24 protein-coding genes and 1 pseudogene are annotated in these 23,352 nt (G+C 37.9%); 5 read left to right on the plus strand and 20 right to left on the minus strand.

Annotated features, from left to right (window positions below):
• Nucleotides 1–24: 24 nt before the first annotated feature.
• From AC1FXZ_RS08825 to AC1FXZ_RS08835, 3 genes are all read right to left on the minus strand, one after another.
• The gene (locus AC1FXZ_RS08825) at nucleotides 25–750 is read right to left on the minus strand and encodes a polysaccharide deacetylase family protein (protein ID WP_480052654.1); all 726 of its coding nucleotides are present in this window, start codon (nucleotides 748–750) and stop codon (nucleotides 25–27) included.
• 233 nt (nucleotides 751–983) lie between these two features.
• Nucleotides 984–1,388 carry a DUF3021 domain-containing protein gene (locus AC1FXZ_RS08830; RefSeq protein ID WP_480052656.1) on the minus strand — a complete coding sequence of 135 codons (405 nt, stop codon included), beginning with the start codon at nucleotides 1,386–1,388 and terminating at the stop codon, nucleotides 984–986.
• A complete protein-coding gene (locus AC1FXZ_RS08835; protein ID WP_480052658.1) occupies nucleotides 1,385–1,837 on the minus strand; it encodes a LytTR family DNA-binding domain-containing protein in 453 nt (150 codons plus the stop codon). Before AC1FXZ_RS08835 ends, AC1FXZ_RS08830 begins: the two co-directional genes overlap by 4 nt.
• 323 nt (nucleotides 1,838–2,160) lie before the next feature.
• Here AC1FXZ_RS08835 and AC1FXZ_RS08840 point away from each other — a divergent pair, with 323 nt between their 5' ends.
• Nucleotides 2,161–2,562, plus strand: a complete 402-nt coding sequence (locus AC1FXZ_RS08840; protein WP_480052660.1) for an ABC transporter permease — start codon at nucleotides 2,161–2,163, stop codon at nucleotides 2,560–2,562.
• Nucleotides 2,563–2,712: 150 nt separating this feature from the next.
• On the opposite strand, the gene AC1FXZ_RS08845 is transcribed toward AC1FXZ_RS08840, so the two are convergent.
• Complete coding sequence (locus AC1FXZ_RS08845; protein WP_480052662.1) at nucleotides 2,713–3,171, minus strand: DUF3887 domain-containing protein; 459 nt, start codon at nucleotides 3,169–3,171, stop codon at nucleotides 2,713–2,715.
• A gap of 29 nt (nucleotides 3,172–3,200) precedes the next feature.
• Entirely contained in the window at nucleotides 3,201–3,455 is a 255-nt protein-coding gene (locus tag AC1FXZ_RS08850) for an alpha/beta hydrolase family protein (protein WP_480052664.1), read from the minus strand.
• Nucleotides 3,456–3,629: 174 nt separating this feature from the next.
• Here AC1FXZ_RS08850 and msrB point away from each other — a divergent pair, with 174 nt between their 5' ends.
• Both msrB and AC1FXZ_RS08860 read left to right on the plus strand, forming a co-directional pair.
• Nucleotides 3,630–4,613, plus strand: a complete 984-nt coding sequence (gene msrB, locus AC1FXZ_RS08855) for a peptide-methionine (R)-S-oxide reductase MsrB (protein WP_480052666.1) — start codon at nucleotides 3,630–3,632, stop codon at nucleotides 4,611–4,613.
• 71 nt (nucleotides 4,614–4,684) lie between these two features.
• Nucleotides 4,685–5,263, plus strand: a pseudogene (locus AC1FXZ_RS08860) (peptide-methionine (S)-S-oxide reductase MsrA); the annotation flags it as partial.
• 186 nt (nucleotides 5,264–5,449) lie between these two features.
• Here AC1FXZ_RS08860 and AC1FXZ_RS08865 read toward each other — a convergent pair.
• The 4 genes from AC1FXZ_RS08865 to AC1FXZ_RS08880 all read right to left on the minus strand — a co-directional run bounded on the left by AC1FXZ_RS08865 (nucleotide 5,450) and on the right by AC1FXZ_RS08880 (nucleotide 9,519).
• Nucleotides 5,450–6,727, minus strand: a complete 1,278-nt coding sequence (locus AC1FXZ_RS08865; RefSeq protein ID WP_480052668.1) for a TRAP transporter large permease — start codon at nucleotides 6,725–6,727, stop codon at nucleotides 5,450–5,452.
• Nucleotides 6,727–7,209 (minus strand): TRAP transporter small permease, encoded by a 483-nt coding sequence (locus AC1FXZ_RS08870; protein ID WP_480052670.1) that lies wholly within the window; start codon nucleotides 7,207–7,209, stop codon nucleotides 6,727–6,729. Before AC1FXZ_RS08870 ends, AC1FXZ_RS08865 begins: the two co-directional genes overlap by 1 nt.
• Nucleotides 7,210–7,307: 98 nt before the next feature.
• Nucleotides 7,308–8,366 carry a TRAP transporter substrate-binding protein DctP gene (gene dctP / locus AC1FXZ_RS08875; protein ID WP_480052672.1) on the minus strand — a complete coding sequence of 353 codons (1,059 nt, stop codon included), beginning with the start codon at nucleotides 8,364–8,366 and terminating at the stop codon, nucleotides 7,308–7,310.
• A 589-nt stretch (nucleotides 8,367–8,955) separates the two neighbouring features.
• Nucleotides 8,956–9,519, minus strand: coding sequence for a DNA-3-methyladenine glycosylase I (locus tag AC1FXZ_RS08880; RefSeq protein WP_480053081.1), 564 nt, complete (start codon nucleotides 9,517–9,519; stop codon nucleotides 8,956–8,958).
• Between the two features lie 293 nt (nucleotides 9,520–9,812).
• Here AC1FXZ_RS08880 and exaC point away from each other — a divergent pair, with 293 nt between their 5' ends.
• On the plus strand, nucleotides 9,813–11,330 hold the full coding sequence (gene exaC, locus AC1FXZ_RS08885) for an acetaldehyde dehydrogenase ExaC (protein WP_480052674.1): 1,518 nt from the start codon (nucleotides 9,813–9,815) through the stop codon (nucleotides 11,328–11,330).
• A gap of 5 nt (nucleotides 11,331–11,335) precedes the next feature.
• Nucleotides 11,336–11,692: a DUF779 domain-containing protein gene (locus AC1FXZ_RS08890; RefSeq protein WP_480052676.1), complete on the plus strand. Its 357-nt coding sequence runs from the start codon at nucleotides 11,336–11,338 to the stop codon at nucleotides 11,690–11,692.
• 88 nt (nucleotides 11,693–11,780) lie between these two features.
• Here the strand turns inward: AC1FXZ_RS08890 and AC1FXZ_RS08895 are convergent, their stop codons facing one another.
• From AC1FXZ_RS08895 to AC1FXZ_RS08945, 11 genes are all read right to left on the minus strand, one after another.
• A complete protein-coding gene (locus tag AC1FXZ_RS08895) occupies nucleotides 11,781–12,566 on the minus strand; it encodes an arylamine N-acetyltransferase family protein (RefSeq protein WP_480052678.1) in 786 nt (261 codons plus the stop codon).
• 152 nt (nucleotides 12,567–12,718) lie between these two features.
• Complete coding sequence (locus AC1FXZ_RS08900; protein WP_480052680.1) at nucleotides 12,719–13,006, minus strand: hypothetical protein; 288 nt, start codon at nucleotides 13,004–13,006, stop codon at nucleotides 12,719–12,721.
• Between the two features lie 136 nt (nucleotides 13,007–13,142).
• Nucleotides 13,143–14,225, minus strand: a complete 1,083-nt coding sequence (locus tag AC1FXZ_RS08905; RefSeq protein ID WP_480052682.1) for an acyltransferase family protein — start codon at nucleotides 14,223–14,225, stop codon at nucleotides 13,143–13,145.
• Between the two features lie 201 nt (nucleotides 14,226–14,426).
• Entirely contained in the window at nucleotides 14,427–15,113 is a 687-nt protein-coding gene (locus AC1FXZ_RS08910) for a hypothetical protein (RefSeq protein WP_480052684.1), read from the minus strand.
• Entirely contained in the window at nucleotides 15,110–15,859 is a 750-nt protein-coding gene (locus AC1FXZ_RS08915; RefSeq protein WP_480052686.1) for a hypothetical protein, read from the minus strand. Before AC1FXZ_RS08915 ends, AC1FXZ_RS08910 begins: the two co-directional genes overlap by 4 nt.
• The gene (locus tag AC1FXZ_RS08920) at nucleotides 15,840–16,742 is read right to left on the minus strand and encodes an ABC transporter ATP-binding protein (protein ID WP_480052688.1); all 903 of its coding nucleotides are present in this window, start codon (nucleotides 16,740–16,742) and stop codon (nucleotides 15,840–15,842) included. The genes AC1FXZ_RS08915 and AC1FXZ_RS08920 overlap by 20 nt, the downstream gene beginning before the upstream one ends.
• Nucleotides 16,739–17,119: a GntR family transcriptional regulator gene (locus tag AC1FXZ_RS08925; protein WP_480052690.1), complete on the minus strand. Its 381-nt coding sequence runs from the start codon at nucleotides 17,117–17,119 to the stop codon at nucleotides 16,739–16,741. The genes AC1FXZ_RS08920 and AC1FXZ_RS08925 overlap by 4 nt, the downstream gene beginning before the upstream one ends.
• Nucleotides 17,120–17,436: 317 nt before the next feature.
• Entirely contained in the window at nucleotides 17,437–19,533 is a 2,097-nt protein-coding gene (locus tag AC1FXZ_RS08930) for an ABC transporter ATP-binding protein (RefSeq protein ID WP_480052692.1), read from the minus strand.
• 11 nt (nucleotides 19,534–19,544) lie between these two features.
• Entirely contained in the window at nucleotides 19,545–20,441 is an 897-nt protein-coding gene (locus tag AC1FXZ_RS08935; protein WP_480052694.1) for an ABC transporter permease, read from the minus strand.
• A gap of 12 nt (nucleotides 20,442–20,453) precedes the next feature.
• Nucleotides 20,454–21,398, minus strand: coding sequence for an ABC transporter permease (locus AC1FXZ_RS08940; protein ID WP_480052696.1), 945 nt, complete (start codon nucleotides 21,396–21,398; stop codon nucleotides 20,454–20,456).
• 209 nt (nucleotides 21,399–21,607) lie between these two features.
• Complete coding sequence (locus AC1FXZ_RS08945; protein WP_480052698.1) at nucleotides 21,608–23,206, minus strand: ABC transporter substrate-binding protein; 1,599 nt, start codon at nucleotides 23,204–23,206, stop codon at nucleotides 21,608–21,610.
• Between the last annotated feature and the right edge of the window lie 146 nt (nucleotides 23,207–23,352).

Here is a 23,352-nt window from a genome sequence, read left to right on the forward strand (position 1 = left end):
TTTTCATCCGTTACCACAGCTGCATCAGTCTTCATTTTCGATTTCTGTTTCCAAGAGCTCCGAAACCGTCATAAATTTATAACCTTGATCTTTTAACGAAGTAATAATCCCTTCTACTGAATGAAGTGATTCTATTCGACTTTCATACATGACATGTAACAAAATGATGGAACCAGGGTCTATATTTTCGACAATATGGTCCACAATATTATTAGCGTCAGAAGCTATTTCTGGATTTGTTTCAGGCTCTATGTTCCATAAAATCGTCTTTCTGTCTTTGTTAGACAAATAATACGGTAACAAAATTAACTTTCTTCCAAAAGGAGGGCGAAAAGTGATTTCACCTTCATATCCTATTTGACGGATCAACTGATCTGTTTTCTCTATTTCTTCTTTAATGAAGGATGGCGATTGGAAAATCATGCGTTGATGAGAATAAGTGTGATTCCCAATTTCATGGCCGTCTCTAACGATCATTTCCGCATCCTGAAAAGATTCTTCTATTTCAGATCCCGTTAAGTAGAAAGTACCTTTTACATCATGCTCTCTCATAATATGTAGTATTTCACCTGTGTTAATTCCAGGCCCGTCATCAAAAGTTAAAGCTACCACTTTTTCGTCTGTTTCTATACTTGTTGTAAGCCCTCCAAAAAATTGGAACGTTCTTGCTTTCGAAAGTTCATTCAGTAAATAGCCTACCTCTATAAATAATATGATAGCTATACAAAGGATAATGGTTATTTTTTTCATAATTCCTCCATTTTACTTAATTTCACTCTAGTATATAATACTATTGTTTTGTTTGGACAAAAAAGGTGCAACCTAGTAGTCACACCTTAACTTCATAGAACTATTAAGATAATAAAGGGGTTGTTTCTTATCTTCGCCAAACAAAACACTCGTTACAATTATCTTTTTTCCCTTATGTTTATTTAGATTGTAGGCGACCCCTGACCTTGAACAACCAAGAGAAATTTCACTTCTCATTTCATTGAACGGTTCATTTCTTGCTCCAACTTTTTAAAGTAAAAATAAAAACCAGACCAGAAAATAATGTAAACGAGAATAAAACTACAAATGCTAACTAATAAGGCTACTGTTGTAAGAGGCAACCATCCAATCATACTAGCTAGCAATAACCAAAGCGAAATCGATGTTAAAAAGTGAATGGTTGTTTGTTTTAAAGGACTCCAAGTCTCAATTTCAAATAATAATGAAGCTACTCCAAAATAGGCACCCATGATCATGCTCCCAAGTATATTCTTCCATAAAAGTTGTATAGGAACTTCATTATTTGCCATCATTAAAGTTGTTAGCGTTGCAAAAATTAAAATACTACTAAAACCTAACCCAATAAAGGTCCGTCTCAACATTTCCATTATCATCATTGATCAACTCCTAAAATTAGTTTCTTTTTGATCTCCTGCACATATTTCCTTGACACATACTCCTTATTACCTGAACGAAAATAAACACAAAGATTTCCATTGAACGACAACTCAAAACGTTCAATTTGGTGTATGTTTCCAATCACTGATTTTGAGAATCTGGTAAAACCATGATCTTGCAATAATTCCTCGAATTCATATAATTTCATATTGGTTTCAATTGACTGATTCTTGATAACAGCAAACACCTTACGATTATCTGCATAAATATATTCAACTTCTGCAGGTGAAAGCAAAATCGATTTCTCTTCTTCCACTCCGATAATTCGCTTAGAAGTTGATTGTTGAAATTTGGAAACAAGTTCCTCAATTTCTTTTGTCCACTCTTTAGCTTGAATCGTTATATGAAGCTCATCATACTTTTCATTAATATCAATATTTAACTTCATTTATCTCCCTCCCCTTCCTTACTATATCACCGGAATCTTCAATAATTGGATTAAGTTGTATAACATGCACGTAAATATAAATGACTCGTCGGATTTGATACATGAAATAGTTTGTTAATTATTGAGAAAGGAGTAACAACACAAGCCCTCTCAGGTATGCTTAATCATTTTGTCCAACAAGCAAACCTCTATGCTGCTGGTGCCGTACCTTTCTATGAATTGCAGTTTGAATCCATATCATCTGGCCATACTGAATTAAGTTATACTGATTTCCTTCTCACTGGTATGATTGCCTTAGCATTGCCCGGGGTGGGATGTTTGGCATGGTGGATTTAGTAGGAATGCGTAGAAAAGGCTTGATTAAAAGACTGCGTATGACCCCTGCAAATATGAATCTTTTTGGTTTAAGTGACATGGTCATGCGTTTGTTATTTAGCGTTATTCAAATTATTTTGCTATCCCTTATTGGTGTATTTATTTTGGGGGCAAATTTATATATTAATTTTCTTAGTCTTTTCTTCGTCTTTTTACTAGGAGCTCTTTCTTTTAATGCATTAGGGTACTTTTTTTCTTCCTTCAGTAAGACAACTGAAGCTTATATGGGAGTGGCCAATATCTCTAGTACGCTTTGGTTCGGTATTGGTGTGTTAGCCTTATGGGGCATTATTACCTCTATAATTGGTTCATGGCTCTATAATCGAAAATCGATCGTGGCAACAAGATAATTATTGAAAGAACTAGAAGTAAAGTGATGCCTACTACTACGGGGCACCCTTTATCTTTATTATGTATGGCGAATGTTATAGCTAACATTCGCCTCAACACACAAAAACCGTACCACAATAAATGAGGCACGGCTGTTGCTTAAAACATCACTATTGCACATAAAACCCAGCAATTTGATAGCTCTCATCAAAGGTGACCGTAAATTTCACATCGGCTCCTTCAAATAAACCACTTATTATAACAACCAGATGGTCCTCGACTTCTTGAATAGAATCAAAATCTTGGTCAATAAATGCTCTGATTTGTCCCTCAAGTGTTTCCCATAGTTCCTCTAATTCTGACGCTCCAAGTTGGGCAGCCATCGTTTCATCAAATCGATCAGTAGCTTCTTTATATTTTCCTTGTGATAATTGTTGAATAAATTCTTCAGCAAATGACGCGGCCTGCTCACCATCTATATCGGGCCCTTCAGACCCTCCACCCGTCTCTTCAACAATGGATTCTTGATTTTCGTCTATATAATTTACATTTTGCTCTTCTCCCCCATTACACCCTACCAGGATAAGCAAACTCACGATAAGAACTGTCAAAAAACTATATTTTTTCATCAATACTCCTCCTAAATTTAAAGTTGGATTTAATCTATCTGCCTTATAATCCATAATGCAACATCAGTTATTACATCAGCGTGAACAATACCTGGGCTGTCATATTCAGCAATCGATTCTTTGCCGTCCCCTTCGTATTCAACAAAAAAATGATTCAAACCTGGGTAACTGATTAGTTCAGCATTTTCATGATCTTTTAACAATTCCCTATAAAAAAGAAAATCTTTTTCTAGATCAACTTGAAAATCATCTTCCCCTTGCAGAACGAGTACCGGTTTTTCCATTCATGACCTTCATCTTCATTACTAGGTTCAGACAAATTAGCTAAACAACCAGCTAACCATATTTATTTCTAATTTATTTTGAATTGTAAGCTCAACACAAATTTTCATTTGTCGAAATTAAGCTTGAATATTATCATTCGAACACGATAAACTTAAGTGAAAAGGTGATTTTTAATGAATAAAAAAGAAGGACTTCATAAAGCCACCTTTGCGGGTGGCTGTTTCTGGTTTTTGGTAAAACCCTTTGCTGAGTTTCCCGGTATTTATAGTGTGGTCTCCGGTTATTTAGGAGGCTACATAGAAAATCCATTGTACGAAGAAGAAGTTGTCTCTGTCTCTGAAAACCACCGTGTAGCCGTACAAATCACGTTTGATCCAAGTGTATTTCCATACGAGAAGCTTCTTGATATTTATTGGAGAAACATCGATCCAACCGATGAAGGTGGGCAATTTCACGATCGTGGAGAACAATATAAAACAGCTATCTACTATTATAATGAAGAGCAAAAGAAGCTGGCAGAGAAATCAAAGCGCCTACTAGAAGAAAGTAAGAAATTTACTAACCCTATTGTAACGGATATTCTGCCGGCCAAAGCCTTTTATCCAGCCAAAGAAAAGCATCAAAATTTTTATAAGAAAAATCCATATCATTATAAACACTATTATGAAGGTTCAGGTCGAAAAGAATTTGGCGAGAACAACTGGAAGGTAGACAAAGACCCAAAACAATTAAAAGAGAAACTGACTCCTCTTCAATACGAAGTGACGCAAAATAATGCGACAGAACGACCATTTGATAATGAGTACTATCATAACAGCGTAGAAGGAATTTATGTTGACATTGTATCAGGCGAGCCCCTCTTCAGTTCAAAAGATCAATACGATGCTGGATGTGGATGGCCAAGTTTCACAAGGCCAATAAGCCACTACCATATCACGGATAAACTAGATAATAGCCATGGAATGATCCGTACAGAGATAAGAAGCAAATATGGTGACTCCCATCTAGGCCATGTCTTTTATGATGGACCTAGAGAAAAAGGCGGACTCAGATATTGTATAAATTCTGCAGCGTTACGCTTCATTCCCAAAAACAAATTGGATTCAGAAGGATTTGGAGAATATATATCAATCTTTAAGGAAGGTGATCATATATGAACAAAAATGTTGATATGCACACAGCGAATGTACAAACAGCAACACTGGGGATGGGCTGATTCTGGGGACCTGATGCCCGGTTCGGACATCTCCCAGGAGTAATTAGAACTCGAGTCGGATTTTCAGGAGGAACCACTCCCTCTCCGACCTACCGGAATATGGGCGATCATACAGAAATGTTAGAAATTGATTTTGATCCAACCATTATTTCTTATGAAGAACTCTTAACTGTTTTTTGGAAAAACCACAACCCTCTAAGGAATCACAATTATAAAGGAAGGCAATACATGTCGCTTCTCCTTTATCATAATCAATATCAAGAAAAAATCGCAAAAAGAACAAAAACAGAATGGGAACACTTTCTTAATGGTGAAATACAAACTGAAATTGCTCCCTTTACCCTTTTTTATTTGGCAGAAGATTATCATCAAAAGTATTATCTAAAACGCTTTAAGAAAGCGCATGAGGTTCTCAATACTTTTTTCCCTAATCATACCGATTTTGTTAACTCGACTCTTATTGCTCGTTTGAACGGGTTAGCAAAAGGGTATGGAAGCCCTGCTGCAATAAGAAAAGAGATCAATACTTGGGGTCTAAATAAGGAAAATATGAAAGCATTAACTGATATATTAGATCAGATTCGGTGGTAACTGCCAAAGAAACTACATTCCCACTCAGTTTGTGTTACTTAATTCCGATTTCTCCATTGGTATTCATGACTCTATTAAATAAAGGATGTACTGTGTTTTGACAGTACATCCTTTATAGATTTTACGACTCCCTTAACTTCGCCGGTCCTAATCGGGCTACTGATCGTTGATTACTGCATCATAACTCTATTTAAATAGATTAACCATACCTGTAGTCAACCCAGGAATGAACGTAATTATGATAACATCAATAATCATGACAATTAAAAATGGGATAACAGCTTTGACAACTCCCTCATATTTTGCCCCTCCAACTTGCGAAGCAACAAATAAATTCACACCAACTGGAGGAGTAATTAATCCAATTGAAAGATTCACAATCATAATAATCCCAAAATGAACTGGGTCGATTCCAAGAGCTGTAGCAACTGGTAATAAGATCGGTGTTAAGATTATGATTGCGGCAATCGTTTCCATAAATGTTCCAACAATAAGCAGAAACAAAATCAGAAGCAAAATGACCATGATTGGTGGCATATTGAGTTCTAGAAAAAGGTTCGCAAATGATTGTGGCACTTGTTCTTTGGTTAAAAGCAAACCAAAAAGTGAGGCGGTCGCTATTACTATACCAATGACCGCTGTAGTAATCGAAGACTCGACAAGAATTTTTCTCATCACCTTAATTGAAAGTTGGCGATAAATAAAAGTCCCAACGAAGAATCCATAAACAACGGCTACAACAGAGGCTTCTGTAGGTGTAAATATCCCACCATATATACCTCCTAATATAATAATAGGCATTAGCAAGGCTAAAAATGAGCTTTTAAGGGCCGTAAAAAACTTTTTAATACTAGTCTTTTCAAGATTAGACCCATACCCTTTCACATGAGAAATTATAAATGCCACAATGATCAAAGAGACTCCGATTAAAAGCCCCGGAAGAAGTCCTGCAATAAATAAATCGCTTATAGATGCCCCTGCTGCTACACCATATAATACTAAGGGAACACTTGGCGGGATGATAATTCCTGTGGTACCACCTGCTGCTTGAATCGCTGAAGAAAAGTTGCGATCATATCCTTCTTTAACCATTGCCGTAATGAGGATTGCACCTACAGCTGCTGTAGTCGCCGCCCCCGAACCTGACAATGCAGCAAAGAGCATACACGTAATAATAGAGACGTGGGCCAAACCACCTTTAACTGAACCTACAATACTTTTAGCAAAGTCGACAAGTCGTTCTGAAATGCCACCATGCTCCATAAGTTTCCCAGCTAAAATAAAAAATGGAGCGGCCATAAGTGGGAAGGAATCTAAAGCTGCAAACATTCTTTGAGGAAGCGTCATTAACGGTACATCTCCACCGAGCCAAAAGATGAAAACCGTTGATAGACCTAATGCAAAAGCAATCGGAACATTGATAAGAAATAAGATGAGCAATACTACAAACAATAAAGCTATCATTAATACTCCCTCCCTTCTTCATTTTCTGATGCTTTAATACGAAATGACTTGATCGTAACGTCAATAATATTTATAAGCATAAGAATGGCACTGATAGGCATAATCAAATAGACATATCCCAAGGGAATTCTTAACGCTGCAGAACGTTGTACCATTGATCGTTCAATAATCTCATATCCACTCACTAAGAGAATTAATAAAAAAGTTATAACTACTAATGATGCGATTAGCTGAACCCATCTAGTTATGTTACTCTTTAACTTTGTGACAAAAAATTCAATGCTTAAATGACTCCCCCGTTGAAAAGCAACACTGGCACCTAAAAATATAACCCAAATCATTAAATACCTTGCTGCCTCTTCCGTCCAAGGAAAAGAAGCCTTAAATATTAGCCGCGATACAATTTGCGTAAATACAAGCAACACCATTATGACGAGCATAATAGCGGTTATATTTTCAATACTTCGGTTCAGATGCCTCATAGCCTTCTCCCACATTTTGCACCTCGCATAACTAGTTTTTATAATAATAAAGAAGAAGTGAGATTCCACCCACCTCTTCTCAATTTGTTCCAATCGTTTTATTCTACATTTTGAATTCTCTCAACTAGATCGCCATAACGGTCTTCGAATCTATCATATACACCCGTTACACCTTCTCTGAATGAATCCATATCAACTTCAGAGTTTTCGATTACTTCAACCCCATTTTCTTGCATCGAATTTAACCACTCTTCTTCCATTTCGCTATTTATCTCACGTTGTCTGTGTGCGTACTCTTTTCCTAACTCGATGATCACTTCCTGAATATCCTCAGGTAGAGAGTTCAGTTTATTTTCATTAATCAACAATACTGCTCCGGTATAAAAGAAGTTTGTCATGCTTAAGTAATCAATTGTTTCATAGACTCCTGTTGTTTCTAGAACACCAATTCCGTTATCCAGACCGTTGACGAGACCTTGCTCAATAGAGGTGTACACTTCAGGCCAAGCGATAGGAGTCGGATCAGCACCTAAGGAACGATATGTTTCAACAGAAACATCATTTTCTGCAGAGCGTACCTTCATCCCCTTTAAGTCATCGGCGCTACGAACTGGCAATTCATTGTTTGCAAACTGATTAAATCCCCTCTCCCAAAACGCAATTCCTCTAATGCCTACATGACTAAATTCATCTAGTACTTCTCTCCCTATTTCACCATCTAATGTCTCGTACACATGATCGATGTCTCTAAATAGAAATGGAAGTTCAAATACAGCTAAATTTTCATTAAAGCCAGCAGCCGGACTCGATGTTGCCATCGTCATATCAACAGTTCCTAATGATACTTGTTCAACAACTTCACGCTCACCACCCATTGAGCCATTTCCGAAGATTTCAAACTCTACTCTTCCGTTTGTAGCCTCCTCGACAGCCTCAACGTACTCTAATATTCCGTAGGTGTATGAATGAGCATCAGGAGCGATATGAGCAAGTGAGATTTTAATCACTTCTTCATCGGAGCTATTCGCCTCCTCCCCGTTATTACTACTAGAATCACCACTTTCAGAACCCGTACTTTCTGAAGACCCTCCACATGCAGCCAAGATTGAGATTAAACTTATTGTTAAGATCAAATATAAAAGTTTAAACTGTTTCATTACGAATTCCCCCTATTTATTTTTTCTAATAATACTTGAAAAGACTAAGTTTTAGATGAAACCGAATCTTTCCTAACGTTTCGTGAGCTATCAATTCTATATTGGCTCGCAACAATAATTTTGCATACAACTGATTTTCAGGTTCATCCTTTTAATAAATTTGCTTTCGTAACCCCTCTTTGTAAGCGCTTTAAATTGCGCGTATGAAACATTTTTTTCAAAAAAGAATTCCCTCCTCCCACAAAGCTAAAAACTGAATTTTTTAATTCTTCAAAATATATTACCATTATGATGTTTGCGCTTATATTTGAATAGGTCTGAAAGCGACAAAAAAACTCATTTGATTTTTTTATTTTTGTTAACTAGCTACAAAGGATTCCTTAGAAGGGGTTAATTGTTAAATAGCTCCTTACAAAATAAAAAGTGGCCATCTACTCTTGTTGAGACACGGGCCACCTCTTTTAACATATTTTTTCATTCCTATAATGCAAATTGCTCCAAACTTAAGACCAACGTTAAATTGACGCACTTCCAATTTCGCTAAGCCAAAACCTTTTACATTTCACTTTCTTTGTAGTCTATTAAATGTTTATTTATGAGAAGGATGACAGAAACAGTCCAAAGTATGATCATTCACCATTCCGACTGCTTGCATATAGGAATAACAAATGGTACTACCGACAAATTTAAATCCATCTTTTTTTAATCTTTTACTCATACGGTCACTTATTTCGCTAGTCGCAGGGACTTCCTTTCCTGTCTTCCAGTGATTTATGATCGGTTTGTTATCTACAAAACTCCAAATATAATTCGAAAAGGAACCGTGGTCTTGTTGGATTTTCAAAAAAGCTTTGGCATTCGTTACAACGCTTTGGATTTTCAATTTATTTCGGACAATTCCCTTATTTTCTCTTAATGATAATAATTTTTCATCCGTATATTGTACAATTTTTTCTGCAACAAACTCATCAAAAGCTTTTCGGTAATTTTCCCTCTTCTGTAAAATAGTCCACCAACTGAGCCCCGCTTGAGCACCTTCAAGACAAAGCATTTCGAATAATGTCCGATCATCATAGACAGGTACTCCCCATTCTTGATCGTGATACTCAATATATAAAGGCTCTTTTGGCATTACCCACGTGCAACGTTTCATCATTTTTAGCTCCTTACTTTTAGCTTTCTAGTTATTCTCAATACGAATATGCATGTTTTGAGAGTTGAAATATTGTATCTTTTACAAGTTTACTTTATTTACTTCCTGGTGAGATAATATAATGTCTCAGCCTGTCTCCCCTACCACCTTTAACAGATAAGGGAGCATTGATCCATTGTAGTGTCTAATTCTATCAATAAAAACCTGTAATGTTCTTTACCCTCAATCATATACTCTCTATGAAAGTAATTACATATTTTTAGGATTTGTCTCTACGAAGGGGGAAATGTAAATTGATCTATGAACAACCAGGTACAAAAAATTCAATCGTAACGTTTAAGGACAAGTATGATAATTTTATTAATGGTGAATGGGTTGCCCCTACAAATGGAAATTATTTCGATAGCTATACTCCCGTGACAGGAGAAGCCTTTTGCCAAGTGGCTCGTTCAACGAAAGAAGATATCGACCTTGCGTTAGACGCTGCGCATGCAGCAAAGGCTTCTTGGGCTAAGACTTCACCTGGTGAGCGAGCAAATATTTTAAATAAAATTGCTGATCGTATCGAAGAGAATTTAGAAAAGCTAGCTGTCGCTGAAACTTGGGATAACGGGAAAGCAGTACGCGAAACAATAAACGCAGATTTACCACTGGCGATTGATCATTTCAGGTATTTTGCCGGAGCGATTAGATCACAAGAGGGGACAATCAGCCAAATTGATAACGATACGGTTGCGTACCATTTCCATGAGCCGTTAGGGGTCGTCGGCCAAATCATTCCTTGGAACTTCCCACTACTAATGGCAACATGGAAGATCGCTCCTGCTCTTGCTGCTGGCAATTGCATCGTGCTCAAGCCAGCAGAACAAACACCGGCATCTATTATGGTCTTGCTGGAGTTAATTTCAGATCTCCTTCCAAAGGGAGTACTAAATGTGGTAAACGGATTTGGCTTAGAAGCTGGAAAGCCTCTTGCTGTCAGTCCCCGTATTTCAAAAATTGCCTTCACCGGGGAAACAACGACCGGCCGTCTGATTATGCAATACGCAACAGAGAATATTATTCCGGTTACCCTTGAACTTGGAGGGAAATCTCCAAACATCTTCTTCCCTGATGTGATGGATCAAGATGATGCATTTTTGAATAAGGCGATCGAAGGATTCGTAATGTTCGCCTTGAACCAAGGTGAAGTTTGTACGTGCCCGTCCCGTGCCATCATTCATGAATCGATCTATGATGACTTTATGGATCGCGCCCTTAAGCGCATTAAGGAAATCAAGACTGGTAATCCACTTGATACAGATACAATGATGGGGGCTCAAGCGTCAACCGAACAATTAGAGAAAATTCTTTCCTATATTGATATCGGGAAACAAGAAGGAGCAAACTGCTTAACAGGTGGAGGCAGAAATACGATTGCCGGATTTGAAAATGGCTATTATGTAAAACCGACTGTTTTTGAAGGCACAAACAACATGCGTATTTTCCAGGAAGAAATCTTTGGACCAGTCGTTTCGGTGACGACGTTTAAGGACAAAGAGCAAGCGTTAGCAATTGCCAACGATACGCTTTATGGTTTAGGGGCCGGCGTCTGGACAAGAAATATAAATGACGCCTACCGTTTTGGACGTGAAATCGAAGCTGGTCGCGTCTGGACGAACTGCTACCATGCATACCCTGCACATGCTGCATTTGGAGGATATAAATTATCCGGTGTCGGCCGTGAAAATCACAAGATGATGCTCTCCCACTATCAACAAACGAAGAACCTCCTTGTCAGCTACAGCCAAGACGCGCAAGGATTCTTTTAACAACCATGATCGTTCAGAAAGTTGTCGCGACACAAGAAGCTGAAGAGTTAATTGTTCTGCTCAAATCAAAATACGGCCCCCTGATGTTTCATCAATCTGGAGGCTGCTGCGACGGAAGTTCGCCGATGTGTTACCCTGACAAAGAACTTCGGACCGGCGAAAGTGATGTCCTTTTAGGAAGCATCGCCGGCTGTCCTTTCTATATCAGCAAAGCCCAATACGAATATTGGAAGCACACCCAGCTCATCATTGATGTAGTGGAAGGCCGGGGTGGAATGTTTTCTCTGGAAGGACCTGAAGGGAAGCGATTTCTGACAAGGTCAAGAGTTTTTAGCTCGGAGGAAAGAGCGAGCCTCTATTAGAGAAGAACCTTTAGAAACAACCAACCACATTGAAGTAGAATTCAATGTGGTTGGAATCCCCCCGAATCAAGCACTATTCACACAGGTTCTAATAAGATTCAATCCCAAAACGCTCCCTCACAATTTCGTTAAACCTTATTTGATCCACTTCTTCTTTCACCATTTTCCCATCAATCCATTGCGTAAATGACGTCTCCGCTAAAATGATATTCCCTCTTTCCGTTATGCGCGTCACTAACGGTGACTTGTTAAAAGGAGATTCCGAGCGCTCTACAATTAGTGTTTGAATCTCATTAACTTCTCCTATATCTTTTACAACGTCTGTAGAATCAAAGGCATAACCTATTTTCCAGTCTTTGTCTTTATGCTTCAATTTGATGTAAAGAATATAATCTCCATGCTCACTCTTCTCTTTTTCAATTCTGAATTCACCGTTATGAGATGTTACTGCCTCTCCATTAAATGGAACAGGTTTTAACGGCAAATTCCCTCCAAAGGCAGTATCAACGATATAACGTTGTCCATTATAATAAAGGACATTCGTGACATGGGTTTTGCCAAGTGTATTCCATTTTTGCCCTTTATGGTCGTAAACTACACCACGGATTAATTCGACGTCGAAACCGTTATCAATTAAAAATAAATGGAGGAGCACATTTACTTCATAACAAACGCCACCTTCATTTCTTTCAATAATTTTATGTATTAAATTCTCTTTTGTTATATTATTTGTCTTCTTTTTCATAATACACAAATTCTCAAAAGGGATCGCCTTCGCTGTTTTATCGAGGACTCGCTCTAAATTTTCAAAAGTCAAAACCTCATTTTCTGATATGCCGATTCTTTTGCGAAACAATGCGTTTAAGTCACTCATAATCATTCCTCCTTGCCATTCCATAAAAGAACAAAATTTGCCAGATTCATTATAGTTCTCCATCGTTCTATGGCTACCCTGCTTTTTCATAAAGAAACTTCTTCAAACACCATAAACAATGGGCAGAAGAAGTTCGGTATTTCCTTTATTCATTAACGATTTTGTAAGTAAGCCTTTATTATTTTAGTCACACGTTCGGCTTCATCAGTCTTTATGACATAATGATCTCCATCTAAATTGGTTGATACATTTTCGACTCCTTGTGCTTGCAGAAAGTCGGCTACATCATCAATATCAGCTTCTTGTGTCATGAGCAGCTTTTTCCCTATATATTGGTCATTTACAAACAGGTCATATGAATCATGTTCATTTTTTAATAGCTTCGGATCGTCATCACTTAGAAGTCCTCTTATAAAGACAGTTTGATTATACGTTTCCATACTCTCAGCTCCTATTCCATTTTTGTTTAGTCTGCTCAAACCTTGCATTTCTCTATGTAAAAATGGGGAAAATAATTGCTAAAATGCCTGTCGTTAGCAACGTTTAGCTAATGACAAGCATCATGATAGTAAACACTTATGCAGCTGGTCTCTCTTTCGCTTCCTGGAAACCTTTCTTTCTAACCGTTGTCCTCCCAATAATAAAAGCCCCAAACGGTAATAATGATATGAGGTAAATTAGACCAATCGGCACAATAATGCCAGCACTAAATTGCAGAAGCAAATATTGAAATTCTGTTGTTTCTGTCACTTGGACTAGCCTGCTGGTCATTGTTTGAACAAATGGATGAAGCAAATAGATACCAAACGAATATCCACTAACGAAGATGGCCCATCTCGGGATTCGTTTTACTTTTGAAGCAAGAAGGAAAAAAAGGAAAAATATCAACACAGTATACAGAATTAGATCAAAACGAGCCGATACAACACGCGTGAGGATCCCTGTCTGATAAATATATTGAACAAACGCAAGCGAAACGATCACACCGAGAAGTATAAGCCTCCAATATTTATTGAGCCTATCCACAAAAGCCTCATAATTTCTCCCACAATAATAAGCAACCACATAATAAAAGAACCATCCGACAAACAAAATTCTTGAAAAGAAAAGAGTTAAATAACTTGAATGATTAACAAAATCAATAAAATAAAAGTAGAAACTTACCCAATAACCTGCGCTCACAATAAAACTAACCGTTAAAACATGCATCGCTCTGAACCTTTTAATATAGGTAACAAAAACGAAATGCAACAAATAAAACTGAAAAATAATTAATACAAAATAGCCATGCCACTGTCCTATGAAATTATAACCAAGCTCTCTCGTAAAATCAGCAAATGTCCAGTCATAACGGTAATACTTATCACTTGCATAGAACGCAGCAATCACAAAATAAGGGACTAAAATATATTTAAACCGTTTGAGTAAGAAACCACTCGGGATGCTTTCTTTATAGGCATGTGTCATCACCATAGTCGAGATCAACACAAACATCGGCGTCCCGTACAACAAAACCACCTGCAATGTCCGGTACACCGTACGCTCATCGCCAGTCACAGAAAAATCTGTTACCACCCGACTGATCGCGTGAATCAGGACAACACTAAAACAAGCAATAATGCGAAGCAAATACACTTCTGTCATCTCTTTTGTGTTCACAGGATCCACGCCCCTTTCATTCACATATGAAGAACACACTTCTATCTATTTTCTTCTATCTCCCTCAATTTCTCAATTCAAAAAAACACCCTTTTTTGGGTGCTTATCCCTTTTAGTGATCAATTACTTAAGGCGACCACTTAACCAAGTGGACGCCTTTAAAATCAAATGTAGGCTATATACCTTTATTGCATTATTGACCTACTCACGAACCCACTCTATCCCTATAGTATCACGAATCTCCAAACCCTCTGGAACTTTCAAATACAAAGCTTCTGGTGCCACCTGTGTATAGTGTCCTGAAAGACGGTCGCGATCATCTCTAAATTGGTTAATTGTAAATTCCGGGGTAAATTGTGCATAGTGCCGTTCAATATATGCTGGCCTGCCAAGCATCATCGAACTTCCTTCTACGTCCACATCGATTCTTGCTACCGAATCTGTAATATCAATGTTTCCTGACATCGATCTACCTGTGTAGTAATATGCTTCAATCGTTCCATCGTCCGTTGATTTTTGTTCTACGACAATCCTTGCACCAATAGGGTTGTTGTATCTCGTTTTCAAAGTCAACGTAGGTTCACTGTACTCGAACTCCCATTCTTGCGCTTTGATACTTCCCTTCAATTCGTCTAACTCTCCCTTTAAAATTGCTTCATGAAAATCACTATAAAACAGATCCCATTCTTCGTGAGAAAAATCATCCACCCTTACTTCACCAGTTTTTGGAATAAGTTGGTAAACCAAAAACGATACGGCCAATATAATCACATACCCAAAGATCAACCACTTACTATTGCCAATGAAGTGATTTATATTACGCGCCCACTCGCCTTTAGCAATCGCAAGAACTACGATGATGATCATGATTAATAAAACTAAACTCATTGTCTAACCTCCAATCTGTTGAACAATAGAGCCGAACTTCCAAAAAGCCCTCCGGAAAGTACAATGATTTTTCCTATGAATACGAGGAAAGAAGATTCTTGAAAGAGAAAGTCATTGCTCCATGTTATCAAAGCCCCGACTCCAAATTGATCTCCGAAAAAAAGCAGCCCGAAAATAAATGCCGGCATGAGGATTGCAAACAACCTATGCAACTGAACAAGTGTCCCAATGAAGTATCCAAGCGCACTAAATAGCAATACATACAAAATCGTTGCAATCGTCCCAACGATAAACTCACTTGGCAGGATTTGAACCGTACCACCTGCTACTGTTTGTTCGGTTATGAAGAAATAGACAATGCTTTTTAATAGAAAACTAGAAAACATCGCCGAAAGGCCGGCTGCGATACTTGCAGCTACTAGAAAAATCACTGTAGACAAACTGCTACTGAGACGGTTTGTCACAAAAGTGAAATCATCGTTTCGATACGCCTTTGTTGTCAATAATATTCCCGTAATAAACGCCCAAAGAAAGGTAAATGCAATGACAACATTAGCCGAGTAGCGGCTTATTGAAATGTAGAAACTTTCAGACCCACTCCCTGACGAACTAACACCATTAAGCGAAAATACAGTCGCAATAATCTGTAATAATACCAATGAACTGAATACACCTAAATAAGCTCTAAGCTTAAAACGAAACTGTCTTTTTACAAGAGTCACAAAACTAATCTCGGTTAAAGACATCATCAATTCCTCCTTTCCCCTTATTTGTTACGTACACATATAAGTCACTGGAGGTAACTGGAGACACTTCCATTCCTCTGCCTCTTAATTCATCGAACTCGGCTTCTTTGAAATCATTCTTTACAACGGCATATGACCGATTAATTCCGTCATCCACCAAGTGATACACCTCTTTTTCTGCTATAAGCTCCTTTAATTTACCCGTTTCTCCACGTAAACCAACTGCACGTTCCTTTAAGTCTGTTAACGGAAGATGCAAGAGATTTTTCCCATCTTTAATTATCATAACCTCTTCTAGTAAATCTTCAATTTCATTTAAATGGTGACTCGATAACAAAATTGTGCGTGGATAAGCAATATAATCTTTCAACAAGGCACGATAGAAATCTTTGCGTACAGCTTCATCCATTCCCGTTGTCGGCTCATCGAGTATCGTCACAGCACAACGCGCTGACAGGCCTAAAATCATGTTAAAGGTGCTTCGCATCCCTTTTGATAGTTGATTGTGACGCTGCTTTGGATGAAAAGAAAAATAATCAAATAAACGATTGGCTAGTTTCATATCCCAATTTTCATAAAAAAGAGAGGCCGACTCCAAAATCTCTCTAAGCGTTAATGCATCCGGCAAACTCATTTGATCATCGATGAAAATAAGATTGGCTGATACTTTAAGATTATTAAATGGACGCTCAGCAAATACGGAAACCTCTCCTGATGTTTCTTGAAGAAATCCGGCTAGTATTTTTAACATCGTCGATTTCCCAGCACCGTTGCGTCCTATTACACCGATTATTTTGTTCTCTTCTATCTCAAACGACAACCCGTCTAAAGCCGTAATATCTCGGTACACTTTTGTAATGTCTTTACACTTGATGACACTCATTGTTCCTCCCCCTTACGTTTCATCGCTTTGACCATATTGAGTAATTCCTCTTCACTGACCTCAAGGTAATCAGCTTCTCGGACCAATTCCGAGACTAACTTCTTCAATGTTTGATTTTTTCTCCTTAGTTTGATCTTCTCTTTCGCATCTTTTTCCACAAACATTCCAAGCCCTCGCTTTTTGTAAAGAATGTTCTCTTCAGCCAGTAGATTCAGCCCTTTTCCGGCTGTCGCTGGATTGATATTAAACATATCGGCAAGCTGGTATTGTGAATACACCTTTTGATCGCTCACAAGGTTCTCCCGTAAAATTTCAGCCTCAATCCATTCAGAAACTTGCACATAAATCGGTTTTGAGCTGTCTGAATTCAAAATCAAATGTCCCCCTCCTCTCAGGAGTAGTGCATTAGTGATGTAATGCAGTATATAATATTATGGAAAAATATACAAGGTATTTTCTTACTGATCATGCAAACAAATAGGCGCCACACTCCTTTTTCGGAGCATGGCGCTATTTGGTTTCGTCCATATTTTTTTATCATAACTTCTACATCGGCCGTTTCAGGCAAGTAAATGTCACATGAAAATGAGGTATATGCATATCTCGGGATATTTAAGTAAATTTAACTAGTTTACTAGCAACAGTTCAAGCGTTTGTACAACAACTGCACCGAGTTCCTATATATTTTGCCTATCTACACTTTTATACAGGCGACACCGTGTCCCGCTTCAACTTCATACAATTCAGGATCTATTTCTTCACATTCTTTCGTTGCAATAGGACATCGATTATGGAAACTGCAGCCTGCAGGTCTATTTTGCGGACTAGGAATTTCACCTTTAATCGTCATCAGTTTCCTCTCTTCCTCCACTTCTGGGTCTGGAATCGGCACAGCTTCTAAAAGAGCTTTAGTGTAGGGATGTTTCGGATTATCATAAAGCGTTTTCCAATCAGCTGTTTCAACGATCCTTCCTAAATACATAACAGCTACCCGATCACTAATATGTCGAACAACCGACAAGTCATGGGCGATAAACAGATAACTTAGATCAAGCTTTGCTTTGAGATCCTCTAGTAAATTAATAATTTGTGCTTGTATCGAAACATCAAGTGCTGAAATGGCTTCGTCACAAACAATTAATGAGGGCTCACTTGCTAGTGCGCGAGCAATTCCAACCCGTTGCCTTTGCCCTCCACTAAACTCATGTGGCACACGAGTTTTTAGACTAGGGTCCAATCCAACCATTCGGAATAGTTCTTCCACTCTTTCTCTATAATCTGATTTATTTCTTACAAGATCGTGTACAATTAATGGCTCTCCGACGATTGATTCCGCTGTTTGCCTCGGATCCAATGAACTAAAAGGGTCTTGGAAAATCATAGAAATCTCTCTTCTTGTGGGACGTAATTTTTTCTTAGGAAGAGTAGCTATATCTTTCCCATTAAATTTAATTTCTCCTGAAGTAGGGTCGTAAAGGCGTAAAACAGATCTAGCAATGGTTGATTTTCCACAACCACTCTCCCCAACTAAACCTAATGTTTCGCCTTTTTTTAGATAAAAACTGACGTTATCAACCGCCTTAATATCTGCAACCTTTCGTTTAAGCATCCCCTTGCGAACAGGGAAATACATTTTTAGATTGTTAACTTCTAATAACCTACCTTTATCATTAGACTTGACTTCTTTGCATTCTTTAACTTGAGTAGCAGAAGCCGTTTCTTTTCCCACTTGCTGTGAGTTAATATTCTTAACCGAGTCCAAATCAACATAGCAAGCCGCCTTATGTCCATTTTCCACCTTCTTCATTGGAGGGGCTGGTGAATTGTAACAATTTTGGGTCCGAAAAATACACCTTGGCAAGAACTGGCATTGATCTTTTTTATTAATTAAATTGGGCGGCAATCCCTCAACCGGGACCAACCTCTTTTCTTTTGGATCATCAAGCCTAGGTACCGCATTAATCAGCCCAACTGTATAAGGATGGCTTGGATTCTTTAACACTTCTTTGGCTGTTCCTGTTTCAACAACAGATCCTGCATACATTACATATATTCTCTCAGCATACCTTGCAACTACACCTAAATTATGAGTTACGAGAATTAAGGACATGTTCATACTTTTTACAATGTCACGAAGCATTTCAAGGATTTGCGCTTGAGTTGTTACATCTAGTGCCGTTGTCGCTTCATCAGCAATTAATATTTTAGGATTTACAGATAATACCATAGCAATCATAAGTCGTTGTCTCATACCGCCGCTAAATTGGTGTGGGTAGTCATTTACACGAGACTCGGCATCTGGAATCCCTACTTTACTAATAACTTCAATCGCTTCTTTACGCGCTTCCGTTCGACTTACTTTAAGATGGAGCATAATTGACTCCATAATTTGCTCTCCGATCGTTAACACCGGATTGAGTGAAGTCATCGGCTCTTGAAAGATAAAACCAATCTCACCACCACGGATTTTTCGTATTTCTTCACTTTCCGGCTTAAGTTTGAGCAAGTCTGCCCCTTTATAGAGAACTTCTCCTCCAACAACTCTCCCCGGAGGAGAAGGGATCAATTGCAGCCCGGACATTTGCGTGATTGACTTTCCACAACCACTTTCGCCAACAAAACAAACAATTTCACCTTCATCTATATAATAGCTAACACCGTCTACAGCTTGTATTCGATTTCCGTCAACATTAAATTCTGTTTTTAATTGATTGACTTCTAAGAGATGCTTCATTTTCCAAATAACCTCCTTAACTGTTCTTTGTTTCTTAAATAGAGTAAAATCTAGCAAAATTGTTTTGCTTAGATCGAACCTCTTAAACGCGGATCTAAAGCATCCCTCAATGCATCACCTACAATATTGAATGCCAGCACAATAAGAAGCACACACCCACCTGGAGCAAATGAAAGGACCGGGTTGTTCACTAAATAACGTTGACCGTCACTCACCATTGCCCCCCACGCTGCCTGAGGGGGTGTAATTCCAATTCCTAAAAAGCTTAAAGACGCTTCGGCTAAGATTGCTACTCCTAAATTTAATGTAACAAGGACAATGATTGGTGAAAGACAATTAGGCAGTACATGTTTCATCATAATTCTCAAGTTATTGGCTCCAATGACTTCAGAAGCTTTAATATAATCTGCTTCTTTAACTGACAATACTTGCCCTCGCATTAGCCTTGCAAAAGCAGGTGTCAACGCAATGGCCAATGCTACTATTACAGTCCACATTCCCGCACCAAGGACTGCTCCAATAGACAAAGCAAGAATGATCCCAGGAAAAGCGAGCAATGCATCAATTATTCTAGAGATAACCGTATCAATGAGCCCCCCAAAATAACCCGAAATGATACCAAGCATCACACCTGCAATTACTGCAAGAGTGACTGATACAATACCAACAAGCAGTGATATTCTCGCACCAAAAATAATTCGGCTTAATACATCTCTGCCTAATTCATCTGTTCCTAGCCAATGTGCTGCAGAAGGTTGTTGCAATGCATTTCTAAGATCTTGCTTGTATGGATCATAAGGTGCTACAAAATCAGCAAATATAGCGACAAATACCATAGCAATTAAAACAGATCCGAAAACGATCACAATTTTCCGTCCGAGAAAAACTTTTAGAAATCGTCTTAATTCATTTGTTTTTGGTGGGGCTTCATTGGTTGAATTTGTACGAGCTGTTTCCATTGACATTTATCTCACTCCTTATTTATAGCGTATACGTGGATCGATATAGTTGTAGGAAATATCAACCAACAAGTTAGCCAGCGCAACTGTAACCGTTATCAATATCAAACATCCTTGCACCACAACAATGTCTTGATTAAACACTGCTTGTAGCAAAAGTCGTCCAAGGCCATTAATGTTAAATACTTGTTCAATTATGACAGAACCTCCAACAATATTAGGAAGCATTAATCCTGCAAGTGTCACAACTGGAATAATGGCATTTCTAAGAGCATGCTTGAAAATGATTACCTTTTGTTTAATTCCTTTTGAACGTGCTGTACGAATATAGTCTTGGCGAACGATTTCTAACATCGATGACCTTGCTTGACGTGCTAAAATAGCCATAGATGATAAACCAAGGACTAAGGATGGCATGATTATAGACTTGGTACTAGCCCAAAAATCTTCTGAGAGAGAGACATATCCTTGTACTGGGAGCCACCCTAGTTGCAAACTAAAAAAATAAATCCCTAATATACCAAGCCAAAAGTTTGGAATAGCCATCGCAAAGTTTGCAGTCGTTGTAATAAAACCATCCATCCATCCTCCACGTTTCACTGCCGCCATGATTCCCATCGGAACACCTACGATAACGCTAATGATGAATGCAAGTATTCCAATATGAAGAGTAGGGGGCAACCGATTGATTATCATATCTGCCACATCTTCCCGATATATGATCGACCTTCCTAAATCCCCTTGCACTACTCCCCCAAGCCAGGAAAAGTATTGCACAGGCAACGGTCGATCTAACCCTAATTCTTGTGTTAATTGAGTTATTTCTTCCTGTGTAGCCTCATCTCCAAGTATGGTTAGAACTGGATTTCCAGGTAAAGAGTGTAAAAGGAAAAAACAAAATAAACTAAGGACAAGTAAAACAACAATCATTTGCATAAGCCTGTGTATAATATATTGAGCCATATCATTGATTCTCCTTTTCTACTCCTCATGAATCCAAGATCATCTTATACACCTTGTTACGTAAGAAGTTTTCTAAATGAATTTCACAATTAAACATTTATAGACAGAGTAATAACAATAGTCAGAATTTTAAAACCAATAAAAGCTAATGCCTAAAATTGAACAATCCTAATGCTGAATCTACTAGAGCTGTTCCTACTAAAAGTTTTCTATTGTTGCAACCAAACAGTTTCTGGAGTCCAATGAGTCAATTGACTTTTCAAAAATCCATGTTCTTGAACATTCCCATTCTGTGCTAGTAACATATTACCAACTATTAAAGGAATACTAGCTTGTTCTTCATCAAATATCTGCTTTTGTAAATCCTGAGAAAGCTCAAGCATTTCTTCTGAAGTTGATATATTTTTTGATTGACTTAATATTTCCTCTACCTCTTCATTTAAGTTGGTTAAACGATAATGAGAACTTGTGCTAGCCAAATTTCTATTGAAATCGAATGTAACGTCATTACTAATTCTGAAGACACTATTAATTAGTCCTTCCCACTCTCCTTCACTTCCTGTCATCTCTTGCCATTCTTGTCGTTGGACACCATTTAGCTCTACTTTAATCCCTACTTCACTAAGATAAGCTTGAATTGCTGTATACATTTGAGTAAGTTCTTGATCATTAATAAATGTAATCGTCATATCAAAACCATCATCATAACCAGCATGCACAAGTAATTCTTTTGCTCTCTCTGGATTGTATGGAGTACCTTTAACATCTGGATTGTAATTTGCCGCTTTTGGAACAGACCATTGTTGGACGGCTTCTGCATAACCATAATACACAGTATCTACAATTGCTTCTTTATCTATGGCATAACCAATTGCTTTTCTTACATCACTATTAGCTAAAGGAGAGTTTGGATCCTCGCTATCAGGAGCTAGACTGTTACCAATTGTCCCCATCCCATTTTCAATAGACTCAATTTTAAAATCATTCTCTAGATTGTACGTAACTAGAGGGCTCGTAAATAAGTAAAGATCATATTCTCCGGCGATCATTGCTGCTTCAGCAGTAGAAGATTCACTAATCGTATGGAACTCCACACTATCTAAATACGGTAAACCATCTACCCAATAATTCTCGTTTCGCTCAGCAACCACTTTTTCATCTCTAACCCATTCTTTAAACACAAATGCACCTGTCCCTACTGGATTATCTTGTAACCATTCCTCACCGTTTTCTTCATAAGCTGTAGGAGAAGCCATTTGTGCAAACCCAAATAAATTATCAAAAATACTATTATCCCAATGCGTTAGGTTGATTATAAGGTTGTTCTCATCCACTGTATCAATTGTATCGATAGCAGATCCCTCAACACGACCACTATCACGATAAAATTCTAAGTTCCATTTCACAGCCTCTGCATTAAAAGGAGTTCCATCATGGAATTCTATTCCTTGTTTTAACTCAACTGTAATGGTGTTAGAACTTGGATCTGCCTCCCAACCTTCAGCTAACCACGGTTCTACTTCACCCTTCTCATTATATCGAGCAAGATTCTCATAAAATGTCATTGATAATACGGAATCACCTCTTGATCGAATAAGTGGTGGCAAACCAATATTAACGACTGATTCTCCAAAAACAACTTTCATTGTTCCTCCATATTTATCATCTAAAGTGGGTTCACCATTTTCTCCCTGTGATGGGATATCCTCTTCAGTTGTTGTCTTACTATTACTAGAAATACACCCTGCAAGAATAATAGCCAATAAAAGCATGGCCGTTAAAGCAGCCACATTTCGTTTCATTTTCATCGTTACTCTCCCTTTTCATTTTTTTATTTGTAAAACAACAAACAGAAAACTATTTTATAACATCCCTCCTTTAAAACCTTAAAACTGTAAGCGTTTCCATTTGTTGCGAAACAATCAGACATATAGTAAGAAATCTAAATGAATGA

The organism is Halalkalibacter sp. HAAS-P014 (assembly GCF_056619965.1).